This is a genomic window from Thiomonas sp. (assembly GCF_054608695.1).
Map to the genome: position 1 here is coordinate 1 of NZ_JBTRXV010000138.1, position 6,505 is coordinate 6,505.

Sequence of the window (6,505 nt, forward strand, 5' to 3'; positions counted from 1 at the left end):
GCCTGCTGAAACGTCAAGGACGCCGATGCCGCAAGCGCAGGACCAGGCGCCAAAGCAAGCCGAGCCTGTGAAATCTGTGCCCTTCCTGCCCATGCTGGATCTGAGCCCATTGCCCCAGCAGGACAGCAAGCATGGCCAGGAGGCGGGGGTGTGCCTCGGCGCGGCCAGCCGAGAAGCAGCAGGGGCCATGGGCGCGGTGGACACGGGCGGTGATGCTCAAGGCATGGGGACATGGCCCCTTGGCAAACCGCCCTGATGCAACGGCAAGAGCCGTTGCCCCATGCCTGTCAGCCATTTTGATGCTCCCGAGCATACAGCGAAATATCGCAAAACGCGATAGCATGGCGCCATGCACGTCATCTCGAAGAAGGCGCTCCAGATGTTCTGGGTGAAGCATCCGCAGGCCAAGGCGCCGCTGGAGGCGTGGTACCGCGTGGTGAGTTTGACCAGCTTCGAGCACTTCGCAGCCATCAAACAGACCTTCAATGCAACTGACTATGTGCCGCCGTTCACGGTGTTCGACGTGGGCGGCAACAACTTTTGCGTGATCGCCGTCATCCACTACAACCGGCAAAAACTGTACATCCGCCATGTCTTCACCTATGCGGACTATGACCGCTGGAGCCAGACCAACAGGAGCAAGAAACCATGAACGCAGTCACCCTCGATGTCGCGGCCATTGCCCCGGCCTGGCGCGCGTTTCAGGCCAGTTTGCCGGTGCACATCGGCCCCATCCACAGCGAAGCGCAGTATGAGCAAGCCGTGGCCTTGATGAATGGTCTGCTCGATGTTGTAGGCGACCATGAAGGGCACGAACTGGCTGAGTTTCTGGACCTTGTTGGTCAGTTGGTCGAGGACTATGAAAACACCCGCCACGCCGTCCCCGATGCGCCTCCACACGAGGTGCTGCGCTTTTTCATGGAGCAACATGCGCTCAAGCAGGTTGACCTGGCCGAGGAGATCGGCGGGCAGTCGGCGGTGAGCGACATCCTGCATGGCAAGCGCGAGATCAACGCGCGCCAGGCTCGCGCGCTGGCAAACAGGTTTTCGGTGTCGCCCGCAGTGTTTCTTTGACGTTCTCGAAACTCAAACGGCGTTGCGCCAGGCGGGGACCTTCAATCGAGCAAGACTATCGAGAACGCCAACCCGCTGAATCCGGGGCGGGGGCGTTCTCGATTCAAGGCTTCTCGGAAACGGTGGTTAAGCGATGCGTCGCGCTTCGCTTTTGAAACCGCCATCTCCATAGATTTCTTTTGTTTCATATTCAATGCCACCAATGCGACTTGCCAAGATATTGTAAAGCCAACAAAATAATGCAAAAAATAGATAACCAATAATCCCATAAATTATTGGCGTCATCGCAAAAAACGCGAACGGAAACTTTGATGGCGCTCCAAACATCATGCCGATAACGCCAATCAATGCAAAAGGCAATGTAAAAATAATATACATTGCAGCAATTACCTTGGATGACTGATGAACGGCAATGCGCGTTATTTGTTTTTTCATGATGTTATTTCTCGGAAACGGTGGTTATTTGCGCTTCGCGTTTGAAACCACTAGGCCTAGATGCACTGGTTTGGCTAATGAAAGGAAAGAACAATGTTCGAGATTTGAGCCGCCCCGAATACCGGTCTCTTCTGCGCACCGACCAATGCGACCGGAACACCATAGAGCTTCCAGGACGTCAGGGCCTGGGTATTGCGTTCGATCGCTTGCGCAGCCCAATCGGTGGGGTCGCTGCAAAGAACCTGATGCCGCTCAGTCAGGGCTTTTTGCAACGCCGTTGTTCCCGGGAATCCAGATAAAAGGCACGAGCTTGCCGAGAAGCTGGCCGGAACCCGTTCGGCCGTGCCGTCGTTGATGACAACCATCGGCATCTGGGTGCCGATGGGCACCCAATGAATCCTCACCTTCCTAAGATTGGGGCGAAGCTCGGCATAAAGCGTGCGGCAAAGCGGGCAGAAGGGGTCGAAGAAAATGACGACCTGGGGCTTTCCGGGAGGCCCAGTATCGATCCCTGTCAACTTGGCCGCGGCCCCGAAGATGTTGGCAGGCACGCTCGCCGTGTCGACAGGCTGATGAAGAAGCGGCGAGTAAGAACAACCCTGCAGATTCGCCAACAATGCCGCTGCAAAGAACGCTCGCCACAGTTTCTTCGCATGCCGCAATCGGGATGGCGTGAGCCTGATTGCCGATGTCAGCTTCAAACGAGCCTTCAAAACTGACAGCCATAGGTTGGGCTGGGCGCCCCACCTCCAGGAGGGTCGAAGCTGATGCCGAAAATGCCCAAAGCCTTGGTGTAGAAGATCTCGACGTTCTGACCGCTGGCGAACTGGGCGATGTAATGCAGGCCCATGTCCGGGATTTTCGGAGCGTTCGGCTCTGTCACCTGCACGCTCGATCCCACGCGATTCATGAGGTTGACCGAGGTGTTGCCAATGGTCAGGATGCCGTTGTCCAGGGAGTAAGGGACATTGGTTTGATAGGAAGAGTTCGTCGGCGACGACACGGTTCCGCCATCGCAGACGCCGGAAGGCCCCGCACCCGTCGACCCTTGCATGATCGACAGCACGGTCTGGGTGATTTGCGGAGTGCCGGGCAGCGAAGGGCCGGTCGTTCCGGTTGGCGGGACGCACTCGTAGTTGTTCACAGAGTCGATGTATCCAAGGTAATGCCCGCCCGTATCCCAACTCATCACAATATCGGCGTCACTGGAACTGTTGGCCGGAAAGTCGCCGTACGTGATGCCATATCCGGAAGAGGTGTGTTGGAACACCAAAGCGACGCTGTTTGGCGGCGAGAAATTGCTCATGTCGTACGAGGCCGATGGCGAGGTGAAGGCGCCAGTGCCGGAGAGCGTCATCGTGCCGGGCGAGGTCGCAGCGCCCGGCAGCGATCCGCACATGCCGCCGTACGATCCCGCGAATTGGCTAAAGAACTGCTGTGGGTAGTCGTACAGCACGCCAGTTCCGGACCCCGAACCGGAGCCTGATCCGCCGCCTGTGGAAGCGGCGAAGGCCGATCCTCCGAAAACTGGGTTTCCTCCAGGCGCCGAGGGAAAGCCAACCTCCGCTAGGAACGCGCCTGTGGTGCTCAGGGCGACGGTGTTGGGCGATGGAGCGGATTCGGGATAATCGTCGAAGAACTTGTCGATGCCCGTGCCATTGGCTTGGAAAGCCTGCGTGACGGGGTTGAACGACAGGGGCGTGATGCCATAAGGGGCTCAACGTCGTGGCGAGAGCCTGCAGGACGGTCTGCGTGGCCTGCTGGTCAGTCGTCGCAAAGCTCGAGGCTGAGAATGACTGCGGGCCCAAGGCAATGACTTGGGCGTTGCTGGCCAGATTCAGTTTCAGCGAAGCCAATGCGTCATACAGAATGAGCGTCGTCAGCGGGGTGATGTTGACCGTGCCCGAGACGCCCTGCCCGGAGGCGGGGATGGCCAGGCTGTCCAGCGGGATGCCGTTGGGGGCTCCAGAGCTGACCGTGAACAGAACCGGACCCGGGACGCAGTCCAGGTTGATGGCGTAGGTGCCATCGGCATTCGTGGTGGCGCTGCCGCATTGCTTGCCCGTGCTGTCGATGGCGAGGATCTGTCCGCCGGCAATGGGCTTGCCATAGGCGGCGGTGCCGCTGGCGGAGGAACTCACCGGGGTGGTCGATGCCACGGAGCCGCCACCACCGCAACCGGTGAGCAAGGCCGTCACGACGAAGCCGCATAGCAATGCAACCTTTTTCATGGGAAGTCCTTCACGGCGGGACGAAACGAAGTCTGCACAAAATATCACGTGCAGAACAAAACGTCGTGAAATTTAGCAAAGATCTGCGATTGCCATTGCGCGGAAAAGAGCCAAGAAACGGATTGTTTCCACAGACTTGTAACTAAATATTTTATTAGGCACTTTGCGCCATTGTGTCTACTTGCGCAGATCCAGGGCCCTCACCAGACCGCGCTGCCGGTGAGCTTACCGACTCTTTGGCCAATGAGGAGGCCCATGCCCGCTGGAGCGCCTGCCTTGGTGAGGGCAGAGGCCATCGGGGCACTCGGCGCCAGTTGGACACATGTCAAACGAGCGGTGATTGCTTTCAGCGTGGATGGCCAAGCAGGTGTCCATCATCGGCGTCTTTTACGGTGGACAGGACTACGAGTCGATCTTGCACGACGAGACCGGTCACTGAGATCTTCGGCCACCAGCAGTTGGTCAATTCGGCCGTCTCGATAACGGTGGGTTGCGATGCAATAATATAGACGCACTTATATATAAATAATACCGCATGTTTTATGTCATTAAACGGCGACAAAAATAGTTAATAGAATCAGTTATATAGAAAAATTAAGGATTTTGTGTCGTTGCATAGCGACGCCGTTTTAGATTCACTGTGACTTGTTATGGAGGAAGGCGAGTCGCTGATTGGCGTCGCATTGTGCATGTTGAGTGCCGTACATGGATGTCGAATGTGAGATATTCGACATTTTTCTCTATGAAACTTCAGGTTTGGTCCAAGTTTTGCTTAGGCTGAGGCCAGCGGAATCTTCTCGATCTCCGCATTTTGGAGATGGTCGATGCATGCAGCAAACAACCTTTGGCAATCCAGCCAAGAACAACAAACACAGGTATCCGAATTCGTGGCTGCGATCCGTCCCGAGCTGGACGTTGAATCGGCTCCACCACGGCCACTTCACCAGACCAAGTTTCAGCGTCTATGTGGCGTTATTCGTTTAGTGCGCGCCTACTTGCGGGAATTGAAGGCGGCTCGGGGACGAAACCCGCTGGAGCGCATGCAGGCCAGTCACGAGCGCATGCGCGCACAACTCCAACTGCGTCATGGCAATGCGGCACTCCTCGCCATGCAACGCATGTCTCGTCTGCCTAGGCGCTGACAGTCATCTTTTTCGCCGTCCGGTCCATCCTGCGATAGAGGCACGCTCTCGTTGTTCCAACGCACTTGATCAGGAGTCACGCTAGCTATGAAGACATCACCTCGTTTACTCGCGCTCGCGCTGTCGCTGTGCATGACATCAGGAGCTGCATTTGCGCAAGTGCAGATCGGCCAGCCAGGTCGGCTTCTCGCTTCCAACTGCTTCGAATGCCACGGCACCAATGGGCGGGGCCCAGGTTTCGACGGCTTGGCCGGTAAATCCTCCAATGAGCTTTATCAAAAGCTCAAGGATTTTCAGTCGGGTACCGGTCTGATGTCCACAGTCGCGAAGGGTTACTCTGATTCCCAGTTGCTTGCAATAAGTAACTGGTTCGCATCCCAGCCCTGATCGCCAAGCCAGTTAGGTACAAGGAGATTTTCATGGACAGAAGAACCTTTATTGCACTGGCTGGAACCGGCTTGGTCGGAACCCTGCTCGATGGTTGTGGCGGTGGAGGTGGTTCATCTACCGGCAATCCTGTCGCAACTGCGCTGGATGGCCACCACACTGATGGACAGGATGGAGACTCCACGCAACCACCCGCTACAGGAGGCTCAGCACCCGCCACAGGAGGCTCAGGCAAGTCTCGTGTCATCGTCATCGGCGGCGGTATGGCAGGTGCCACGGTTGCCAAATACCTGCGCTTATGGGGTGATGCCGTAGATGTCACGCTGATCGAGCAACAACCCACTTACACCGCCTGCATCATGAGCAGTTTGGTGCTGACTGGGCAGCGCACACTCGCCAACCAAACCTACAACTATGACACGCTGCGCTCGCGTTACGGCATCAACACCGTGTTCGACGAGGTCGTGAGCATTGATCCGGTCGCAACCACGGTCACGCTCGCCTCTGGAGGCACGCTAGCCGCTGACCGCATCGTCATGGCTCCTGGCATTGAATTCGATGTTGTGCCCGGTCTGGGTACTTCCAACAAAATGCCGCACGCTTGGAAGGCCGGGCCGCAGACCACGCTGCTCGCCAGTCAGCTCAACGCCATGCAGCCTGGGGGCGTGGTGATCGTGACGGTTCCCATGGCACCGTACCGATGCCCTCCCGGCCCCTACGAGCGTGCCTGCTTGCTGGCCGATTGGCTCCAGGCCAACAAGCCGGGCTCCAAGCTCATCGTGCTGGATGCCAACCCCGATTTCGTCGTCGAGAAACCCAATTTCTCCAGCGCCTTTTCTAGCTTGTATGGCGGAATTATCGAGTATCACGCCAATGCTGAGGTCACCCAGGTTGATCCAGCCACGATGACCCTGACCACCGCCGCGGGAACGATTCGCGGGGACGTGGTCAACCTCATTCCCCGCCAGCGGGCAGGCGCGCTGGTGACGAAGATGGGCCTGAACAACGCGACCGGAGGCCGCTTCGCCGGGGTTGACGTGCTCAGTTACGCCAGTACCGTGCCAGGTGCTGGGACTGTCCACATCATTGGGGATTCATGCGCCACAACTCCTTGTATGTTTAAACCAGACCAGCGCGGTACAGTCGGATCACCGCTGAGGTGACCAGACCGGACCGTGCAGCCTGGAACGCCCTGGAGTCGGCGAGCCTGCTCGCCAGCTCGTGGCTGAGTTGATT

General features: G+C 57.5%; 10 protein-coding genes. 6 read left to right on the plus strand and 4 right to left on the minus strand.

Annotated elements, in window-relative coordinates; genetic code table 11:
• From ACYCUK_RS22595 to ACYCUK_RS22605, 3 genes are all read left to right on the plus strand, one after another.
• The coding region (locus tag ACYCUK_RS22595; RefSeq protein WP_461596860.1) for a hypothetical protein at positions 1-256 on the plus strand (256 nt) is incomplete at its 5' end.
• Positions 257-349: 93 nt separating this feature from the next.
• Positions 350-652: a type II toxin-antitoxin system HigB family toxin gene (locus ACYCUK_RS22600; protein WP_461596861.1), complete on the plus strand. Its 303-nt coding sequence runs from the start codon at positions 350-352 to the stop codon at positions 650-652.
• Positions 649-1,074: a helix-turn-helix domain-containing protein gene (locus ACYCUK_RS22605; RefSeq protein ID WP_461596862.1), complete on the plus strand. Its 426-nt coding sequence runs from the start codon at positions 649-651 to the stop codon at positions 1,072-1,074. Before ACYCUK_RS22600 ends, ACYCUK_RS22605 begins: the two co-directional genes overlap by 4 nt.
• Before the next feature lie 126 nt (positions 1,075-1,200).
• On the opposite strand, the gene ACYCUK_RS22610 is transcribed toward ACYCUK_RS22605, so the two are convergent.
• The 4 genes from ACYCUK_RS22610 to ACYCUK_RS22625 form a co-directional block, all read right to left on the minus strand.
• Complete coding sequence (locus ACYCUK_RS22610; RefSeq protein ID WP_461596863.1) at positions 1,201-1,509, minus strand: hypothetical protein; 309 nt, start codon at positions 1,507-1,509, stop codon at positions 1,201-1,203.
• Positions 1,510-1,583: 74 nt separating this feature from the next.
• Positions 1,584-2,210, minus strand: a complete 627-nt coding sequence (locus ACYCUK_RS22615; RefSeq protein WP_461596864.1) for a hypothetical protein — start codon at positions 2,208-2,210, stop codon at positions 1,584-1,586.
• Positions 2,211-2,218: 8 nt separating this feature from the next.
• Positions 2,219-2,965, minus strand: coding sequence for a hypothetical protein (locus tag ACYCUK_RS22620; RefSeq protein ID WP_461596865.1), 747 nt, complete (start codon positions 2,963-2,965; stop codon positions 2,219-2,221).
• Entirely contained in the window at positions 2,934-3,740 is an 807-nt protein-coding gene (locus ACYCUK_RS22625; protein ID WP_461596866.1) for a hypothetical protein, read from the minus strand. Before ACYCUK_RS22625 ends, ACYCUK_RS22620 begins: the two co-directional genes overlap by 32 nt.
• A gap of 824 nt (positions 3,741-4,564) precedes the next feature.
• Here ACYCUK_RS22625 and ACYCUK_RS22630 point away from each other — a divergent pair.
• The 3 genes from ACYCUK_RS22630 to ACYCUK_RS22640 all read left to right on the plus strand — a co-directional run bounded on the left by ACYCUK_RS22630 (position 4,565) and on the right by ACYCUK_RS22640 (position 6,432).
• Positions 4,565-4,882 carry a hypothetical protein gene (locus ACYCUK_RS22630; protein ID WP_461596867.1) on the plus strand — a complete coding sequence of 106 codons (318 nt, stop codon included), beginning with the start codon at positions 4,565-4,567 and terminating at the stop codon, positions 4,880-4,882.
• Positions 4,883-4,969: 87 nt separating this feature from the next.
• Positions 4,970-5,269: a c-type cytochrome gene (locus ACYCUK_RS22635; RefSeq protein WP_461596868.1), complete on the plus strand. Its 300-nt coding sequence runs from the start codon at positions 4,970-4,972 to the stop codon at positions 5,267-5,269.
• 32 nt (positions 5,270-5,301) lie between these two features.
• Positions 5,302-6,432, plus strand: a complete 1,131-nt coding sequence (locus tag ACYCUK_RS22640) for an FAD-dependent oxidoreductase (protein ID WP_461596869.1) — start codon at positions 5,302-5,304, stop codon at positions 6,430-6,432.
• The last annotated feature ends 73 nt before the right edge of the window (positions 6,433-6,505 follow it).